The organism is SAR324 cluster bacterium (assembly GCA_015232315.1).
Classification (GTDB): Bacteria; SAR324; SAR324; order SAR324; family NAC60-12; genus JADFZZ01.
Genome location: JADFZZ010000006.1, coordinates 77,546 through 95,003, shown reverse-complemented (window position 1 = coordinate 95,003; position 17,458 = coordinate 77,546). Strand labels below are relative to the sequence as shown.

At 35.4% G+C, this 17,458-nt stretch carries 14 protein-coding genes; 1 reads left to right on the top strand and 13 read right to left on the bottom strand.

Annotated features, from left to right (window positions below):
* The first annotated feature begins 124 nt into the window (after positions 1–124).
* Positions 125–1,528, top strand: a complete 1,404-nt coding sequence (locus HQM11_06970; GenBank protein MBF0350756.1) for a YihY family inner membrane protein — start codon at positions 125–127, stop codon at positions 1,526–1,528.
* Here the strand turns inward: HQM11_06970 and HQM11_06965 are convergent.
* The 13 genes from HQM11_06965 to recA all read right to left on the bottom strand — a co-directional run bounded on the left by HQM11_06965 (position 1,523) and on the right by recA (position 17,455).
* Complete coding sequence (locus HQM11_06965) at positions 1,523–2,671, bottom strand: U32 family peptidase (protein ID MBF0350755.1); 1,149 nt, start codon at positions 2,669–2,671, stop codon at positions 1,523–1,525. The genes HQM11_06970 and HQM11_06965 overlap by 6 nt on opposite strands.
* Positions 2,658–3,368 carry a heme ABC exporter ATP-binding protein CcmA gene (ccmA, locus tag HQM11_06960; protein ID MBF0350754.1) on the bottom strand — a complete coding sequence of 237 codons (711 nt, stop codon included), beginning with the start codon at positions 3,366–3,368 and terminating at the stop codon, positions 2,658–2,660. The genes HQM11_06965 and ccmA overlap by 14 nt, the downstream gene beginning before the upstream one ends.
* Positions 3,368–4,762, bottom strand: coding sequence for an L-seryl-tRNA(Sec) selenium transferase (selA, locus tag HQM11_06955; protein ID MBF0350753.1), 1,395 nt, complete (start codon positions 4,760–4,762; stop codon positions 3,368–3,370). Before selA ends, ccmA begins: the two co-directional genes overlap by 1 nt.
* Positions 4,763–4,814: 52 nt before the next feature.
* Complete coding sequence (locus tag HQM11_06950; GenBank protein ID MBF0350752.1) at positions 4,815–7,238, bottom strand: Rne/Rng family ribonuclease; 2,424 nt, start codon at positions 7,236–7,238, stop codon at positions 4,815–4,817.
* A gap of 330 nt (positions 7,239–7,568) precedes the next feature.
* Entirely contained in the window at positions 7,569–7,799 is a 231-nt protein-coding gene (gene xseB, locus HQM11_06945) for an exodeoxyribonuclease VII small subunit (GenBank protein ID MBF0350751.1), read from the bottom strand.
* A gap of 149 nt (positions 7,800–7,948) precedes the next feature.
* Complete coding sequence (locus HQM11_06940) at positions 7,949–9,481, bottom strand: DUF4832 domain-containing protein (GenBank protein MBF0350750.1); 1,533 nt, start codon at positions 9,479–9,481, stop codon at positions 7,949–7,951.
* Complete coding sequence (locus HQM11_06935) at positions 9,475–9,981, bottom strand: hypothetical protein (GenBank protein MBF0350749.1); 507 nt, start codon at positions 9,979–9,981, stop codon at positions 9,475–9,477. The genes HQM11_06940 and HQM11_06935 overlap by 7 nt, the downstream gene beginning before the upstream one ends.
* A 369-nt stretch (positions 9,982–10,350) precedes the next feature.
* The gene (locus HQM11_06930) at positions 10,351–11,130 is read right to left on the bottom strand and encodes a pentapeptide repeat-containing protein (GenBank protein ID MBF0350748.1); all 780 of its coding nucleotides are present in this window, start codon (positions 11,128–11,130) and stop codon (positions 10,351–10,353) included.
* A gap of 205 nt (positions 11,131–11,335) precedes the next feature.
* Positions 11,336–12,034, bottom strand: a complete 699-nt coding sequence (locus HQM11_06925; protein ID MBF0350747.1) for an HAD family hydrolase — start codon at positions 12,032–12,034, stop codon at positions 11,336–11,338.
* 73 nt (positions 12,035–12,107) lie between these two features.
* Positions 12,108–12,797 carry a (d)CMP kinase gene (locus HQM11_06920; protein ID MBF0350746.1) on the bottom strand — a complete coding sequence of 230 codons (690 nt, stop codon included), beginning with the start codon at positions 12,795–12,797 and terminating at the stop codon, positions 12,108–12,110.
* 39 nt (positions 12,798–12,836) lie between these two features.
* A complete protein-coding gene (locus tag HQM11_06915; GenBank protein MBF0350745.1) occupies positions 12,837–15,380 on the bottom strand; it encodes a hypothetical protein in 2,544 nt (847 codons plus the stop codon).
* Complete coding sequence (mnmH, locus tag HQM11_06910; GenBank protein ID MBF0350744.1) at positions 15,373–16,440, bottom strand: tRNA 2-selenouridine(34) synthase MnmH; 1,068 nt, start codon at positions 16,438–16,440, stop codon at positions 15,373–15,375. The genes HQM11_06915 and mnmH overlap by 8 nt, the downstream gene beginning before the upstream one ends.
* Positions 16,424–17,455 (bottom strand): recombinase RecA, encoded by a 1,032-nt coding sequence (gene recA, locus HQM11_06905; protein ID MBF0350743.1) that lies wholly within the window; start codon positions 17,453–17,455, stop codon positions 16,424–16,426. The genes mnmH and recA overlap by 17 nt, the downstream gene beginning before the upstream one ends.
* Between the last annotated feature and the right edge of the window lie 3 nt (positions 17,456–17,458).

Here is a 17,458-nt window from a genome sequence, read left to right as displayed (position 1 = left end):
ATATCGATAAATTCCGCATTGATTCGAACTCATTTACAAAAGCACAGAATCAAGGCCAATCTTTTGCAATACCTTGCTGGCTTATACACGAATCAAACAAAAAGAACAGGATGTAAAAATACCCATGACAGAATTCCCTAGAATTTTAAATCATTTCAGACTCAGTTCGAAAACCCTCAATAAATTTCTAGTAACCCACACTTTTACTTATAAAAAGAGTGTCACTATCTATCGGTTTTTCAGAATTCTAATACAAAACATCTGGAAAAAACGATTGCTTGAAACGGCACAGTCTTTAACTTTTGTCTCACTGTTATCATTAGTACCCATTTTTGCCATATTTTTTTCAGTCATTGGCGCCATTTCCAACCATCCTCAAAGCAAAATTGAAATAAAAACTTACATTGCCAACCATTTTATTCCTCAATATGGTGATGTCATTTTTAAATATCTGGAACAAGTGGCCAATACCTCAAAGGCCACCGGAACTTTTGGTTTATCTACCTTCATGTTGCTTGGCCTCCTATTTTACAATAGAATTGACAAAGTAATCAATGATATGTGGGAAGTGGATGATAAAAGGAAATGGAATGAGAATATAATGATTTTTTTGATGATCATAATTCTGGGCCCCTTAGGAATTTTTATTTCGGTTTCATTTACAACTTTTATTCAAAAAATGCCTATATTTGAAAGCATGTCCAATGGCTTTTTTATTTATGCAACCAGTTTTATTATTCCTGTTCTATCATCTGGCATCCTGCTTTTTCTGATGTATGCCTTCATACCCATTGTTTTCGTTCGTAAAGGAGCCGCACTCATGGGGGCTATTTTTTCTTCTTCGATGATCCAGTTGTGTTACCTTTCACTGAATGTTTATTTTATTGAAATATTCGGTTATCAGAAACTTTATGGATCTCTGGCAGTAATTCCAATTCTAATTCTGTGGATTTATATTGTTTGGCTGGTGATTCTTCTTGGAGCTTTGATTACTTATATTTGGCAAACCTATCGAGCTAATGATTTCAGAGAGCATCTGGTTTTAGATAACCAGGAATCACTTGCTATCAGCGCGACACGAATCTATTTATTCATTTGCCATCGCTATTATCAACAGTCCCAACTGGCATCCATTGAAACCATGCAGGAAGTTATATCCCTCAGTGATCAGAGGTTACGTTATATCCTGCAACAGATGAAACAGGCTAATCTTGTTGTAGAATATTCCCCAGCTTCGAATCACAACCATTCTGTAGCCTATCACCCGGGCAAACCGCCATCTGACGTTGCTTGCGATGTTTTTTTCAGTATATTCCAACCTCGACGACGCTGGTTTAATATTTCAGAACCAACTTATATGATCATTGAACCTCTTCATTCCCTTGAACAGGATTTTTTCAGCACATTTACTTTTGAGGAGGCCATTAAACACCCCCATCAGGTGCTGGCCCGTCTTCTATCTATCATTGGAAGATTACGACAAGATTATGACGTGCACACAAATAAAGGGGATGAATTGTTTTCATAAAGCTTCAATGATTTTATAAACCAGTGATTTCTGTGTCACAAATTTCTGATGTGGAATCAGCCATAATCCCGAATCTTGAGCCTGCTGAACACTTTTTCCAGAAATTGTTTGAATAGAAGACAGAGTTACCTCAATTTTTTTCCCGGCCGGCGTTATTATTAATAAATGATCCCCCAAATCAAATGGTTTCCTGGACATTAATGCGATATAATCCCCTTTAACCGCTTCAACGACCTGCCCCAACAAATCCCCCTGGTGCAGTTTCAAATATTTATTTTTAATCAACTCAATAGGTTTGTCTGTTCGATTTGTTCTAAAAAACCCATGTGTTGTTTTTATAGGCCATTTGTTTTTCAACGCAGATTCTCTTTCTGAATTCAGTTGCGCCAATTCATGAATCCAGTCCGATGGTGTGCCAAAGCGTAGGTCCAATCTCAACGTATCGATTCCGGTTGCCTGTACTTCATCCAGTTGATCAAGTAAAAAAAGATCTCTATCATGAAACATAAAAGTTCCATGTTGATTCTCAATTGTTGGAAAATGACGCTGGAACGTGAGATTTTCCTGAGCTGTCATCTGAATATTGCCATTGAGCTTTTCAAATCCGAGAGGTGTCAGTAATTGCCGTGGTGTATAAAAAAACAGGATTTTACCTACGCCGAGCACCTCACAGGGGATTTCCAATTCATCTGTATATTCTTTCAGACGGTAGCCCGGCAATTCTGAGGATAGGACAATGCGTTTCAAGGGCCCCTTGAAGTATTGTTGCCAACGCTTCACCGCAAACAAATTATGGTTACCGGTATCAAGCAATAAATGCATTGCACCCTCAGGCCTATTTTCCAATAACCATTGCGCAGCCCCGAGGTCTTTGACTCTGATAGCCTTAAACCAATGCATCGGTAATTGTTGTATTACATCCAGACATTCTCCCAACCCATCCTGGGTAGTCAAAATGTCCCATTGCAACAACAGTTCAAATCCTTCATTTTTCAAGATATCTGCCCATTTCAGCAGTGTTTCAGTGTTCCAGAAACCAAAACGGCTTAATACTGAATGTTCCAGAATGACTTCACGAACTGGAGACTTTTTTAGTTGTGGGAGTTGCTGAGGATCAGAGAAGTAGGTATTATATTTTAGCATTTTCAAGAAAATGGGTCCATTGCTCCACAGGAAGATCTGAGATGGGAACATCCTGCTGAACTTGTTGTTGATGAAGTAATAATCCTCGGGTAGCGATTTCCAATCCTAATGAAAGTTGATGGGTGATTAGAAACGCAGTATTTCCTTGCTGAATGTGATTTTTTAAATAAATTTGCAGCATTTTCACAAAATGAGGATCCAATCCCGTATAGGGTTCATCAAGAATAAGTAATTCCGGCTTGTATAGCATTATTCGAGCTATCATTAAGCGCTTCAGCATTCCGCTGCTGAAAGTATAAACCGGCATATAGGTTGCGGAAGTTAATTCAACCATTTCCAGGACTTTGGGTATTTTTTGTTTTAATTGTGGCACACCATATAGTGTTCCAAACACTTTCAGATTTTCCCATGCATTCAGATCATGATACAATCGACTGCTATGCGAAATAACCCCAATTGATTTATGGACTTCCTGTTTGGATTGAGAAAAAGGCTGACCTTTGAAATATAATGTTCCATGATTGGGTTGTGATAAAGCACAGATCAATCGTGTCAAACTTGTTTTTCCCGCACCGTTATGACCAAGCAATAATATGCATTCTCCTGCACTTACAGAAAAACTAATGTCTCTTAAAATGGTACGATAACCATACTTTTTATATACATTCCTGATTTCCAGTAATGGCGCAGTTGTCATCACGAACACAAGAGTTGAAGGTTTTTTGAAACACTTTCACAGTCTTCATCAAAAACTGTCCTAAAATCAAGAATCACACATTTATTTTCAATCCTTGTTATTATTGGAATGCTTGATTCCCTCAATAATTTTTGAATGATGTTTGCAGATTTATCAGGATGCTCCACCAGCAACCCATAAGATCGCAGATACAATTCAGGCAATGCACCACCACCTGTAAGAGACAGCGTTTCTATCAAATTTATTTTCCAACCTGGGCCAAGACATCCGTCTAATGACTTTAAAACTTTTATTGCCCTCTTTTCAATAACATCAATGGGTTGTTCAAGTAACTGGATTGTTAGATTGTGTTCCGGATAGTCCTTCATTTCCAAATAAGAAATCAGCGTGGATTCGAGAATACTCAGTGTGATTTTATCTAAACGAAAAGCACGATAAAGCGGATTTTTTCTTAACTTTGTAATGAGATCCGTTTTTCCCAAAACAATACCTGCCTGAACACTGCCCAGCAATTTATCACCACTAAAACTTAAAATATCAACTCCCTCATTCCATTCCTGTTGAATCGTCTGAATGGATGCCAGTTGAGGTTGTTTGAACTGATAAAAAGTTCCACTGCCCAAATCATAAAAAGTTTTCAAATCATGTTTGCTGGCTAGCTCAGCTAGTGCTCCCGTAGAAACTTCTTCGACAAATCCATGAATGACATAATTTGAAGGATGAACTTTTAGAAAACCTACTGTATTTTCAGAAATTGCATTTTCATAATCTGACAATCGAGTTCTGTTCGTTGTGCCAACCTCAATCAATTTAACATCGGCTGCTCGCATGATATCAGGAATTCGAAAACTGCCACCAATCTCCACAAGCTCTCCCCGTGAGACAATGACTTCTTTGCCTTTTGCCAATGCAAACAGCATTAAAAATACAGCAGAAGCATTATTATTAACCACTAACGCTTCAGGTGCTCCTGAAAGGAGCTTTAAATATTCGATGATTTTGTGTCCCCGCTCACCACGTGTACCCGTAGCTAGGTTGTACTCAAGTGGTGTATAACAACTCCATTGTTTCAACAACGGAGTCAGTATTTCAAGAGACAGTGGTGACCTCCCCAGATTCGTATGAACAACTATCCCTGTGGCATTGATTACATTAGAAGTCTTCTCATGTTGTTTTCCAATAAACCGGATTAAAATATGATCGAGTATCTCCTGTTTGTTTTCATACTGGAACGCTGACTCTTCCTCGATATTCTGAATCTTCATTCTAAGTTCAGAAAGAATCGCCTGAACTTCGGAACGAACCCTTTTGCCAAAGGGTAATTTATTGGTTCGAAGCCAATGATCTACTTCTGAGATGGAAGGTATTCTGGAATACAATTGTATTTTTTCCATCAAGAGTCTTCTCCTTTTTGAGTCTTTACAAATTTGTATTCCAGATTAAAGGTTATGCTTCAGGATCTGCAGATATTTCTTCTGTACCAGTAGTCTCTGTTGCTTCAGTTTTCTTTTTTCCAGGAGATGTTTTACCGGCCCCAGATCCAGATTTCCCTACTTTTTTGGCAGAATTTTTACTGACAACTGTTTTCGTATTATTTTTTTTGGATGACGTCCTCCCTTTGTTCGGTTTTTCTACTTTATGAGATCCTTCTTCTTCAAGATTCTCAGTAACTTCATGTTGCACATCCAATATTTCAGATTCAACATTCAACTCTGTCTCATTCTCTGCTGAACCATCCGTTGTTTCAGAATCAATAGAGAGGATTGTATCCTTGTTTTCAGAGATATTTTGATTTTCAGAATCTGCATTTTCAACCAAGCTGTCCGTCTGAGTTTCGAGGAATGTCACTTCTGATGAGACAGGGTTATCATCTGAAACATCCGCTTTTTCAAACCGGTGACTGCTACTGAAAATCAGAGTTCCTGGAGAAAATGTTCGTACATATTCTTTCCAGGCGTTTACCTTGACTGGTCTGACATACCTTGGACCATCTTCATGTACACTACTGAACAATAATCCAGGGTGAGTGGTGAGTGATGTTTTTGTATTAGGAGATTCTTCAATAGAAGTAGCATTCTGAGGCAACTCAGGAATGTCATTCTCATCATGAACAGCAGATTCATTCTGAACAACATTCTCAGTCACATCATAGTCAGGTTGCACACTGGATTCTATTTTTTCCTGGGAATCGGGCTGTGTGACATTGGTATCTTCACTTTTGTCTCCCCGATTGAAGGCAATCACTTCCTGTCGGATTTCATCAATCTCAGAAACAGGTTCATCTTCACGTTCCTTAACATTTCTGCGTCTTGGATTTCTTCTATAACGGTCTTTTTTTTCTTTTTCCTTCGTCTTGTCTTTGGTTTCAATCTCTCCATTTTCTGCAATATTTTCACGATAACTTATATCAAAATCAGGAATCTCGCCAATACTCAGTGCTGGATTTGGAATAATTATAATTCGGGTATCAAACTCGAATTCCATTTGATAAAGTTGCTTGCGCTTGGTGTTGAGTAAGTGAATAGATATTTCAAGCGGAACCTGACATCTGATTTCTCTCACCGTTCGATCAACAATGATTTCCCTGATTTTCCGGATAAAAGCGTTCGCTTGCGATAGAGTTGAGAGAATGTACCCCGTCCCCTGACATGTTGGACAAAGTCTTTTCCAATTATACGTCAGACTGCTAGCAATTCTCTGACGGCTCATCTCCAAGAGTCCAAATTGGGATATTTTCCCAACAGTCCATTTGGCTTTATCATTAGCCAGACTTTCTTCAAGTTTTGCAATAACCTTATTCCTGTTTGTTTCATGATCCATGTCAATAAAATCTATGACAATCAATCCGCCAAGATTACGAAGTCTGAGTTGTCTGGCAATTTCTTCAGCAGCTTCAAGATTTGTCCTGAGTGCTGTTTCTTCAATGGATCGCTCCTGATTTGATTTGCCTGAGTTGACATCCACTGCTACCAGAGCTTCAGTAGGATCAATCACTAAGCTTCCACCTGATATTAAAGGCACTTCATTGAGACTTAATTTTTCGATCTGTTCTTCAATACTATAAGCATCAAACAGTGATCTTTCCCCCAAATACAAATGTAGTTTTTTTTGTTTGTTTGGAATATTAATTTTAAAAAATTCGAGTGATCGTTGAAATGCTTCAGGATCATCAATCCAGATTTCATCAATGTCATCTGTAAAATAATCTCTCAACATACGTACTACCGCATCATCTTCCTGATATAGTTGGCAAGGTTTTGTTGAAGACGAAAATTTATGTTGAATCTGGATCCATTTTCTTCTCAACGATAAAAAATCCTGCTTCAGTTCATTCAGACTTCGATCGACACCAGCGGTTCTGACAATAGCAGCCCCTTCTTCGCTAGCCAATCCTTCGAGTAGATGCTTTAGCCTGCTTCGCTGTTCCGGATCATCAATCTTTTTAGAAACACCACCTTTGCTGGTGTTTGGCATAAACACCATGAATCGTCCAGGCAACGAAATATTGGTCGTCAATGTTGCGCCCTTATGAGCGATCTCATCTTTCACCACCTGAACCAAAACTGTTTGTCCTGGTTTGAGCAAATGATCAATGGAAGGTCTTCCTCTTGTCGGACGACTGGATTTGAAAAGTCTGGGGTTTATATCAGATGCGGGCAAGAAACCATGACGCTCAGCGCCATAGTCAATAAACGCAGCCTGGAAAGAAGTTTGGACCTTGACAACGGTTCCACAATAAATATTTCCTGCTAATTGTGCGTGATGAGTATGTTCAATATAAAGGTATTCTAGATTCGAATTATTCGTGGATGCAATGCGTGTCTCATCATCTTCCACATTAACAAACATTTTTTTAGACATTTCTGACATTCATCTCCCTATCATTTAATGAATGCCCTTTCTTATGCCTCCGTGCTGAACATTAAATTGTCGTTTGCAAAAACAGAACTAACGTGCAGGAATACTTCCAGAGCTCACACTTCGATAAATTAAGTGTTTTTTTAATTAGCCTTCTGTTCCAATACTTCTGTCTGTGGATTTTCAATATGGATGGCCACTGGACGGGTTGAATCTGTATTCACAGTCTGCGATGTTAAATAACTTTTTGCCACGGTTACAATCTATGACTTCAAGAGTAACCAGAAAGAGCTAATTTTTGATGTTATTATTGTTTCATCATGCATCCCGTTTCAGGACACATTAATTTTCGAGTTCAAACTCAATTTGCTCGTAATCACCCTTCTCACTTTTCATAATAATTTCAATACGCTTTTCTGCTTTTTCAAGAAATTGCTGACAAGTTCTACTCAGTTTTATGCCTTCCTCAAAAGCATTCATGGATTCTTCAAGATCCAGACTACCTTCCTCAAGTTTTGTCACAATCAGTTCTAACTGTTGCAGACTTGCTTCAAATGAAATTTTTTTCTTCATTGAACCTTTCTATTAAACATGTAAGCGAATCATTACTAACACCACTCAGCCTTGAAATCAATATGTTTTTTGTGTTACTGATGATTGTCTGCCACCTATCCTGTGACCGTCATGCTTCATCATTTTTCTGAACATTCAGAATAAACATATCATCTTGAATCTAACACCAACTCACTTTCGCAAGCTACCGACTCCATTGAATTTAAAACAGTAATTGTTGGTGGAAGCTTATTGAATCCGGTTATATCTTCCCACATATTTTCATTTGCCAATCGTATGGCATATTCCGGCCTGGAATATAAATCTGTTTCTGGATCAGGCAAACTCAACAACAACTCATATTCACCCTCAGAAATATTTGAAGGAAGACACACTGTCTGTTCAATTGCAAAATCTGACTGACCAAACCACATACGGGGATCATCTTGCAACCGCACCCCATACAATTCCCCTGACGAAATATTTCGTAGCAGTAACTCAACAAATCGTGGATTGAAGGGAGCAGCCCAACCTTCATTTTTTAATAAAATATTAACCAGTATCTGACTTCCAGGAGATGCCATTGCATCTATCTCTGAGTCTTTATAAACAAACCGATAACCCAATTTTTGCTTAACCTCATCCAGACAATTATGTGGAGGCACCAAACGATCCCAGCTTTCAAGTACAGCTTTCTTATAATCGACATTCAGAAATGACCAGTGGAACCGAGCCAATTCTTTTAGAGCTACAGGACATAACGACCTCAATGAGGCATAACGTGTATCCCTACAAGTTTCGCCCCCCATTGGCAATGCGACAGTTTCCTGAGCAAGATATGTTTTATCGCTATTAATACTATCATAAGTGCCTCCATCAGTTTCGTCTGCCAGAAAGCAATCATTATGATGACCAATTCTGGCAATCCGCGATCCATTGTAATAATCCGTAGATACAATCGCATCAGCCCTCCCCCCTTCTGCCTCCAATATTTTCTGTTTATTTTTTGGTGTCCGAATCTGAATCATTCGATTTTCAGGAATAACAGACAGCAATGCGGACACCACATCACTCCTATCTGCGTAATCTGTACTTTTTACATTATCCGGTTTTTCAGGGTTTGTTACAAAATGATCTGTATAATACCATTCACCATAAACACCAATAAATCCAGACTGAATCAAGGCTATGACATCACTATTTTGTTGTAAGACAGATGCCAACTGATCGATATGACTCAATACTCTTGACTTAGTAGCATCTCCAAAAGGCGGTAAACGATCGTTATTCAATTCGTCTGTATAAGCAAACCTCACAATCACATGCATTGCCGCATCCCTAATTGTATTAAAATCTGCTTGTATTGAGTCAAGATAGGTTTGAGTGATGTCTGAATTCACAAAATCCTCCATATAAAAAACCCTCATAATCAATGTGATATTCTCCTCCTGCCGATATGCCAGCAAATCTTCAATCTTCAACAGTTGATACTGATTCGAATGCGTCTCTGTATGATGATAAAAACCACGTTGTGGATTCGGAATATCTATTCCTGACAAACTCTTAAAATGACTATTAGAAGTTTTTGTTCCTATAAATTGATTACAAACATCCGCACAATCAGTTTCATTGCATCCAGCCAACAAGCACAAAAAAACAAACAATCTACCAATCAATCCTAGATTAAATTTATAAATCACCATCTAACTCGTCCTCCAAGTCCAAAATTGAATTCATTGGTGTTCAGATCATACCCTGTATGATAAATATCTTTGATTCCCAGACTCATGTTGCGAATGGTAAATATCACCCCCAATAACTCACTTCCCCCCCAGTCAATTGCAACCCCAAACCAGTTACTATCCACTAATTGCACATGATCAGTATTTCTCGGAGATAATCTCGACCGCATTGCAACGGTCGCAGTTTCATGCAATCCCGCTTCCAGCATGTATTTGACGTCCTCACCCCATGCCCATCCTAATGTAAAATTGCCTGGAACAATGATAAGGTAGTAATCGGCACCATCATACTTGACTTGATAAACTGTACTTAGGGCTTCGCGGCCAAACATCAATCCATTTTCAAAGGTGTATTTTGTTGCAAGCCTTAGACCAGAGACATAATCCACACCTGTGACGACCTGCTCATCAAGAAAACTTCCTGTTGGAGGTGACGCATAATTGACACCCAATTCCAGCATGATATCTCCAGCCCAAACAGATGGTGTCAATAAACATACTTCAATCACAAACATCATTTTAAAATATATAGATCTATTCATCTGAACGTTACCCTGTATATTTTTATGTGATTATTTATGAAGACTTTATCGGTAGATTTCCAAGAATCGTGAATTATTCGCTAATGAAAATTGGTTCTCCGAGTTTTTCCGTACTTGAAACTAAATCTTCATAGCACTTCCTGGATCCCAATTTCACAGAACTGATCACTTGGAAGCAAAAAGAAATATTATCAGTAAAAACTTTAAGGGATTATTTTCCGGTTTGATTTCTGCTTGGTTTGAACAAAAGATGGGGATTTATGCTCACTCGAGATGATATAGTCATTATCAGATTTGTAAAAAACTATAATGCATTGGAATAAAGCCTTTTGGAAATTGAGTCTGTTCATTGTAGAAACAATTTTCAATATAGGCTTGATTTAAATTGGTTTCTTCAAGATTGGCACTTGCAAAATTGGTATTTATTAAATGTGCCATATTAAAATTTACTCCTTTTAAATTAGCAAATTGCATAAGGGTATGTGCCAGATTTGATCTCTCCAAATTTGCATTTTCAAAACACGCAAATTGCGCATTTGCATTTCTTAAATTTGCTTCTCTTAAAATAGTATCTTTAAAGTTGGCTTTCATCAAATTAGTACCAACTAGACCAGCCTCCTCTAAATTTGCGCCCTCAAGATTAGCATCCACAAGATATGCATCTGTTAAAAATGTTTCTATCATCCGAGCCTTGATAAAAATTGTTTTATTTAAATTTGCACTCTCAAGATGACACCTTTCCAGTCGGGCACCTTCCAGGTTAGCAGATCTTAAATCAGCACCCCATAAATTTGCATTTTCTAAAAAGGCATATTTAAGTATCCCTCCTTCCAAATGTGATCTTTCTAAAAAGGCTTCTTCCAAATGCGCCGAGATTAAACTCGTATTGTTCAAATTTGATTTCCAAAGATCTGCATATTCAAAATAGATCTGGTCCAAAATTTTCCCATGCAAATCAGTTTTAGGTATCTTTACATGCTGCATTTTTGCTTGGATTCCTTGCTTTCCTTGCGATGAAACCCATAGTTGATGCTGTTCCAGAATAGTTTTTAGTTGTTCAGTTTTCATCACAAGTCCTCCTGAACCATTGTTTTTACTCTTCCAATTCCACCACAATAAGTACATTTCTGCTCGTTGCACATATATTTTGGATGTTTACCAGACCCCTGACAATGACAGCACTGATCTGTAAATTGCTCAAGTATAAGGACAGGAATCCATTTATAAACAGATATAGGAATTATATACCCAAACTTAAAAAATGGTTTAGTATTCATTTATCCTTCATACTCATCAAGATTTCATTCCAGCAAAGTGTATATGTCGGTTCCATCAATTTTAAGTCCTGTTCCTGCGTATTCTCAGAAATCAGCACAGTATCCATACCAGCTAAATTACCCGCAATAATATCTGAATTAGCATTACCAATAAAAATTGATTTTTGCACACAATATTTCATTTTTACCTGAATTAGCATATGTGGAGACGGTTTTTGGTGATCTGGTTGATATTGTGATGAACAAAACACACTGTTCTCAAAATATGTCGATAGTCCTGTATGCTGAAGTTTTTTGATCTGAAACGAAAGGCAACCATTAGTTACTAGTATCAATGGTTTTTTTTTGAGGGAAAGAAACTGGAGGAATGATAAAATTTGTGAGGAAACCTTCAATTCTTGCCAATATCCCTGCCGATATGTTTCACATAAAGCAGTAGCTATCGGATTGGGATATCGAATGGATGTTTTTGAAAGTTCAAAGATAAAAGCATGCCAATATTCATTGTCTGAAGATGATCCAAAAAATTTGATTAATTTTTTCAGCAAATTAATTTTTTTTTCTTGTGAAAGATCATTTCTAAATGAATGCTTATTTAAGGCATACTCCCATCCTGATTGTACTGCTTGAGTTGTGTTGATTAACGTGTCATCCAGATCAAAAATATAACTATCAAAATTATTCCAGTTGATCATCAGTTGACAATAATAGATTTTTACAAATAACCAGATTTATAAATATTTAGTTCATTTATCTGTTAGAAAGCACTCATGATTTTATCAGTGATAATTTATCAATATGAAACATCATTTGGTGTATAACTTCATCAATTGATAAATGCGTGGTATCAATAACAATGGCATCATTTGCTTTGGTTAATGGTGCAAATTCTCGTGATACATCCTGTTTATCTCTCAATTGCAAGGCATCCAGTATTTCCTGAAAATTTGCATTAATTCCTTTTTGGGACAATTGATCATATCTTCTTTTTGCCCTGACTGAGGCATCTGCATCAACAAAAAATTTAACATCCGCATCTGGAAATACAACAGTTCCAATATCGCGTCCTTCCAATACAGCGCCATTAAACTGTGAATGATTCCTCATGTTATGAACCAAACGTCGTTGCTGATTCTTCATCGAAGAACGAATTTGTAAAAATTGACTAATTTTTGATGCAAGTGCTGAAATTTTTTCAGACCTTATTGTTTCAGTTACATTCTCTCCATCACAGAAAATTTCTCCTGAGTCCTGAAATTCAATAACTGTTTCATTGGCAATTTTATCTAAAATATTTATTTCTTCCAAACAACCGTATTGCTCCCATTTCCAGGCTAAACAACGATACATTGCTCCAGTATCGACATACATTAATTGTTTGTTCTTAGCCAACAGTTTTGTAATTGTACTTTTTCCAACACCAGTTGGTCCATCAATTGCCACTACAATAAATTTCATATTAATCCCGTTTCACGTGAAACAAATCCAATGGACTTTCTATAAATCCATTAACGTGTCATTTTGCGTATCTGAAGCATGATCATATTCTCTAGAATATTTTTGAAATAAAGCTTTTGATTCCATCAATAAATTATCATTTTTTAAACACACTTGAATTTTTTCTATTAACTCATTTTTTTTTTGATTTTGAATAGTTTTGTCCAAATACAATATTTTTAAAAAATTAGTTGATGCCTCATAATATTTTTGTTGACCGTATTCCGCAATCCCTAATTGATCAAATATTTTCCATTTATCAAAATATAGATTAGCTAAATCAAAGGCTTGCTTGAGCCAAATTTCAGCCATACTATATTTTTTCATTTCGTTATTGATCCTGCCTATTTTAACCATGATTATAACTTGTTGTTTACTATCAATTCCGTTTTTCAAAATTTTTTCATAGTTTTTTGCCAAACTTTCCATATATAGCAATTTCTGTGTCGAATCCTTTATTTCGGAATAATACTTTGTTAACAATTCTAAAACTTTGATCATCCACTCATCTGCAACATCATTTTGAATAAAGGCTTTTGCTTGCCTTTCAAATTCAAAATATTCTAATAAATCATATTTTAATTTTATAACCCGATAATGAATGCCTCGCTGATCTCTTCCTGCATTATTTAAAAATTTCTCATAAAAAACTGATGCTTCCTGTTTTTTATTTAATGCTAATAACGCATCTGCTTTTTTCATATACAAAAATGATAGATCTATGTCACTTGATTGTTTATTTTCCATTATTTGAGAAAAAGAAATAATTCTCTGATATTTTTTTTGTTTTTCTAATAAATCAAAATATTCTCTAATTATAAGATTATTGAATCTATTTTGTTTGAATTCATTTTCCAACAACTCTATTGCATGATCTATTCGATTTAGATTTGACAGAATTTTGACATGTAACAAATTAATATCAAAAGCTATTTTATTGTCGGACTTACTAACAAGCTCATTTATTACAACTTCTGCCTCATTATAATTTTGAGTTAAATATAATATATTAGCTAATTTAAATTTAGCTAACTGAGAATAATCACTACCCGAATATTTTTCAATAATTAGTTCATAATAGTGGGTTGCTTGATCCCAGTCCTGGTTTAAATAATACCACTCAGCTATTGCTACAGTACTATTGATTCCTATCTCTGAATCCAAATTATTTTGTTTCAATGCCATCAAAGCATGAGTGTGTTCACCAATTTCATATAAGACAATTCCATACCAAAAATAGTATTCACCTATATTGAGGGATGATGGATATTTTTGTATAATTTGAATTAAATATAATTCTGCCTGTTTGAAATCTTTTAAAATAATGAATGATTTGATTAACAAAAACATTCCTTGTTCTTTAATTGAACTCGAAGTTTGATTTGAATCAACAAGGCCTTTATATATCTCTACAGATTTTTGAGTATTTGTTGTTTTTTGATAAGCTATTCCATCAATGAGTTTTTTTTCATCCCACCATGTTTTCCAATATATACTATCAAAATTTGATTTCAGGATTTGATCATATTTTTCTGTTTGTAACATATATCTATATACTAGTTGCAATGATTCCTGCTTAATATTTGTAATTGTAATTTGATTCCACAGGTTCAATGCATTTTGTAAATCATGATTTTGAAGTAAATGAATTATTTGAATTTTCCTAAAACTATCCGTTTTGTTTCCTCTATTTTTCATGATCCATAAAAATTTTTCAGCAATTTCTTTGTTTTCTTCCTTCAGAGCAGTCCAAATACCAATTAACAGAATTGTGTCAATAGTTCTGTCATTATGAAATTTTGACAAACATTGATCTATTAATTGATATAGTTCTGGATAGTTTTTTAATTTATAATTTATGGCGATGAGTTGTAAGTAACTTTGAATTGATCGATCATTATTCTGAATATTCTGAATCAGGAATTTTATTTCATCCCATCGTTGCAAATGTATCAGACAATATATTTTTAATTTCATTAATCGTATAGACAGTTTCTTATTTTCTTTTATTACCTTTAAATAATTATCTAAAATCTCAATAGCATCATTATATACCCCTTGTCGAATTTTTATCATGACAAGGACATACGCACTTTCATAAAAATATTCAGTTCGTTTGGGTGATTGAATTATCAATTTCAGATATTTTCCAGCTTCTTGTTCAGATTTATTATTTATCTTAATATAGGCTTTCCAGAATAATGAGGGTAAATATGTATCACTTTCCTGGTAGGAATTTATTATTTGATCAAATAAATTTTCGGCAGAAAATAGTTTATTTTCCCGTAACTGTATAAAGCCTTTATGATACAATAATGAAGCTTGGTCAAAAAGATGAATTTCTGGTACAGAAAACGTATATGGATCAGTGAGAGTTGGATTCTCTGAAAATAAATAATCAAAGGATGGATATTGGAGGGGTTCAAAGTGAATGTCTGAGCTTACTGCAAATTCACCTAATTTTGTAACAACAGCAAAAGTAATTTTATAATTTAGAAAAAAAATAAATAGACAAATACAATAATAAAAATGTTTATTATTCATTTCTGTTTTTGAGCCTAAATTTAAATTTTTCTAATGATTTCTTTGCCTCAAAAATATTTGAGGAACATACTTCTAAAGCATATTCTTTATTATCTATTTTATGATCATATAATGGATCATAATATTCGATGAGCAAAGTTCTGACCAAATCAGGTAAATCATTATTGGCCAAGCAATCACAAAGATAATCAACTTTCTTTTTACCCAATGATATTTTTAATGACTGAATCACTTGATAAATCTGGGTATATTGCTCTTCATTATCAAATCTATAGTCATTTAATATTCTTTGTACTCTTTGTTCTAATGGTGCAGTAACTAAAATATTCACACCCTTTTGCATTTTTTCAAATAAACCTTTAGGAATAAAAACCTTACCAATTTTATTACTTTCTCCTTCAATAAATACATGATCAAAATTTTTATTTATTTCATTATAAAGTAATCCTTCAAACGTTTTTTGATTCCTTGGTTTACGTCCAATAAATCCAAATAAGGATCCCCTATGTTGAGCTAAACCTTCCAAATCAATTGAATGGTCCAATTGATTTATTATCTCTGTCTTTCCAGTACCAGTTCTGCCATTCAAAACTATACATTTTATCGAAAATGTCTCAAAAAAATGAAGTACGTGCTGACGGTAAAATTTGTATCCTCCAACTAACTGCAAGACATTACTTCCACCTAATTTCATAAGTAAATGAGTTACAGACCCAGATCGCATCCCACCTCTTGCACAATAAATCACAACTTTGTCATTCATATAAGGCACTAACTGATTAATGAAGTTGTTTAAATTTTGTTCCACATAATCATAGCCCTGATTTATTGCATTTTTTTTCCCTTGGTGTTTATAGATTTTTCCTATTATAGTTCTTTGTTCATCATTGAATAATGGAATATTAATTGCGCCAGGAATATGACCATTATCATATTCTTCTGGCGTCCTTACATCAATCACTATTGAATCATGATCTAATTCTGCTATGGATACTGATGGTATTTTAGAGGATAAAAAATGCTCTCGATCCTCTATAATATCATCAATCTTTTTTTCCATTCTCTACCTCTGACTCCTGACCTGATTTTAACTTATGAAGTTGTCTTACTTTATCGTCAATCTCATTTGTCATTTCTGAATTTTCCTTCATATATTGTTCTGTTTTTTCTCTTCCTTGTCCCAGCCTTTCTGTACCATAAGAATACCATGTTCCACTTTTTTGAATAATCCCATCTAACACTGCTCGATCTAATAAACTTCCAGTTTTTGAAATTCCTTCCCCATAGATTATATCAAATTCTGTAGTTTTGAACGGAGCTGCAACTTTATTTTTCACAATTTTTATTTTAACTCTGTGCCCCTTCATTTCATCACCATCTTTTAATTGTGATGCTTTTCTAACATCAATCCGGATACTTGCATAAAATTTTAAAGCATTTCCTCCAGTTGTTGTTTCTGGATTACCAAACATCACACCAATTTTTGATCGAAGTTGATTGATAAAGATCAATATGGTATTTGATTTAGAAACGACACCAGTCAATTTCCGTAATGCCTGTGACATTAACCTTGCGTGTAACCCCATATGCGAATCACCCATATCGCCTTCTAATTCACTTTTAGGAACTAATGCCGCAACTGAATCAACAACAACCATATCAACTTTTCCAACCCTGACCAGTTGTTCTGCAATTTCTAATGCTTGTTCACCATAATCAGGTTGTGCTATTAACAACTCTTCAACTTTTACCCCCAAAGTTCTCGCATGCATCCTATCTAAAGCATGTTCTGCATCAATAAAGGCAGCTACACCTCCCAATTTTTGAACTTCGGCCAGTGCCATTAGCGCAAGAGTTGTTTTCCCTGATGACTCAGGCCCATAGATTTCAATAATTCTTCCTCTGGGCAATCCACCAACCCCTAAAGCAATGTCCAATCCTATATCACCTGAACTAACTACAGGAATATTCATGATAGCTGTATCATCCATCTTCATGATAGAGCCTTTGCCAAACTGCCTTTCAATTAAGTTAAGCGCTGATTCCAAATCTTTTTTCTTTTCATCTGATATCATATC

Coding starts and splice junctions, on each gene's coding strand:
- HQM11_06970 (MBF0350756.1), top strand. CDS start 125: ATGACAGAATTCCCTAGAATTTTAAATCATTTCAGACTCAGTTCGAAA.
- HQM11_06965 (MBF0350755.1), bottom strand. CDS start 2,671: ATGCTAAAATATAATACCTACTTCTCTGATCCTCAGCAACTCCCACAA.
- ccmA (MBF0350754.1), bottom strand. CDS start 3,368: ATGACAACTGCGCCATTACTGGAAATCAGGAATGTATATAAAAAGTAT.
- selA (MBF0350753.1), bottom strand. CDS start 4,762: ATGGAAAAAATACAATTGTATTCCAGAATACCTTCCATCTCAGAAGTA.
- HQM11_06950 (MBF0350752.1), bottom strand. CDS start 7,238: ATGTCAGAAATGTCTAAAAAAATGTTTGTTAATGTGGAAGATGATGAG.
- xseB (MBF0350751.1), bottom strand. CDS start 7,799: ATGAAGAAAAAAATTTCATTTGAAGCAAGTCTGCAACAGTTAGAACTG.
- HQM11_06940 (MBF0350750.1), bottom strand. CDS start 9,481: ATGGTGATTTATAAATTTAATCTAGGATTGATTGGTAGATTGTTTGTT.
- HQM11_06935 (MBF0350749.1), bottom strand. CDS start 9,981: ATGCTGGAATTGGGTGTCAATTATGCGTCACCTCCAACAGGAAGTTTT.
- HQM11_06930 (MBF0350748.1), bottom strand. CDS start 11,130: ATGAAAACTGAACAACTAAAAACTATTCTGGAACAGCATCAACTATGG.
- HQM11_06925 (MBF0350747.1), bottom strand. CDS start 12,034: ATGATCAACTGGAATAATTTTGATAGTTATATTTTTGATCTGGATGAC.
- HQM11_06920 (MBF0350746.1), bottom strand. CDS start 12,797: ATGAAATTTATTGTAGTGGCAATTGATGGACCAACTGGTGTTGGAAAA.
- HQM11_06915 (MBF0350745.1), bottom strand. CDS start 15,380: ATGAATAATAAACATTTTTATTATTGTATTTGTCTATTTATTTTTTTT.
- mnmH (MBF0350744.1), bottom strand. CDS start 16,440: ATGGAAAAAAAGATTGATGATATTATAGAGGATCGAGAGCATTTTTTA.
- recA (MBF0350743.1), bottom strand. CDS start 17,455: ATGATATCAGATGAAAAGAAAAAAGATTTGGAATCAGCGCTTAACTTA.